Below are 1,557 nucleotides of genomic sequence, written 5' to 3' on the forward strand. Positions count from 1 at the left end.
ATCGGTGACAATAATGCCATCATTGGTGTTGTCAAACACGCTGGAAGCCAAATACAGTTTGCGTTCGGCCTCCAGATCTTTAAGCAAATAGCCGACCCGGTTCCGTAAAATCGCCCAATGGACCGGTTTGGTGATAAAATCCACCGCACCCACCGAATAGGCACGATCGACCGATTCATCATCATTGAGACCGGTAATCATCAACACAGGTATATGGCTGGTATCTGGTCGTTTTTTCAGTTCTGAACAGGCATCAAAACCGTTCAGTACCGGCATGTTGGCATCCATGAGCACCACGTCGGGCAACTTCCGATCGATGGCAGCCAAAGCCTCGGCACCATTGGTCAATTTCAAGACTTCGTAACCGCACTTTTCCAAAAAGCGCGCAAGCATTAGGCGGGTTACACCGTCATCATCCACCACATAAATTACCGGACTATTTTTCATGTGAGGGTGATCAGTTCCGTCTTAGTCGAGTGGGTATCATAGATCATGATCGTTGCTGTATTGCCAAAACCGTGGGCAGTTCCCGGATTTAACACGCGCGTCTTTCCCTCCTGGCGATCGACGATCTTATGAGTATGACCATAGACCACCAAGTCATAGGTTTGACTACAAATCAGCGCCTCCAGCAGAGCAGGGACAGTGCCATGATATACTGCTGCTCGTCCGTTAGGAAGTTCCATCTCCAACAATTCAGTGGCTAAGGTTCCCCCCATTTTTTCCACTGTCTTCAACAAGCCGATCTGTTCGCCATCATTGTTGCCACAGACAGCATACAGCGTCAATCCCTCAAGAATACGCAAAGCAGGAGGACTGACAATATCACCGGCATGCAGCACACGATCAACCCCTTTTTCCCGAAAAATGCGGGCTGCCTGTGCGATATGCACAATATGGTCATGAGAGTCGGATATTAATCCCAATTTCATGCCGTGGTCACTCCTTGATAGTGCTGCATGGCTGTGCAAAACAACGAGCAGGCGAGCGAATCAAGCATCAACCTCCTCTTTTTTTGCAGTATACACTCTTTTTGCAGTATACAAATATCTCTCCCCCCCGCAAGAGGGTATCCGCTACTGCTCTATCAGAATATTCGCATTTGCCAATTTCTGCACTGTTGCCCCCAGCAAAACGGTGCCTGTCGGGCCTCCCTCATCCCCCCATGCTGCCCCCCTCGCAGCTTTCCAATGCGCTTGCCCTGCCTGTTCTATCAGGGCAAGCGCATTTGCCAATTTCCTCACTGTTGCCACAAGCGAAACTGTGCATGTCGGGCGTCCGCCCTCCCAAAAGAGTGCCCCTGCGGGGCACAAATCTGTGCGGCGTGCGCGAATGCTGCGCATTCGCTTTTGTGAAACGCCGCACATTACCAGCAGGGCTTTGCCCCATAAGCGTTAACCTATTTACTGTAAGCTAGATTCTGTGCTATGCTTCGGTCACTATGACTAAGCCAATCGCACTGACGGATGAAAACTGGGACTTCGTTCTCTCTATGTTTCCCACTGGTTGGGAATCGCTCGCCTGGGCAACGAAGGCGGTTCAGCATTTCAGGGGGGG

The 1,557-nt window shown here is 50.7% G+C and carries 2 protein-coding genes; both read right to left on the reverse strand.

All coding sequences use genetic code 11. The features are described 5' to 3' along the window. Positions 1 to 447 (reverse strand): response regulator (locus tag EJP87_RS16085; protein WP_130472862.1); only part of this gene is annotated, 447 nt, incomplete at its 3' end. Beyond that, positions 444 to 932, reverse strand: a complete 489-nt coding sequence (locus tag EJP87_RS16090; protein WP_193771462.1) for a metallophosphoesterase family protein — start codon at positions 930 to 932, stop codon at positions 444 to 446. The genes EJP87_RS16085 and EJP87_RS16090, both read right to left, overlap by 4 nt. Between the last annotated feature and the right edge of the window lie 625 nt (positions 933 to 1,557).

Origin of the sequence: Candidatus Magnetaquicoccus inordinatus, from assembly GCF_004217665.1 — a bacterium.
Classification (GTDB): Bacteria; Pseudomonadota; Magnetococcia; order Magnetococcales; family Magnetaquicoccaceae; genus Magnetaquicoccus; species Magnetaquicoccus inordinatus.

What these genes read in the sequence shown, in the direction of transcription:
- EJP87_RS16090 (WP_193771462.1), bottom strand. Translation starts at nt 932, where the DNA reads ATGAAATTGGGATTAATATCCGACTCTCATGACCATATTGTGCATATC.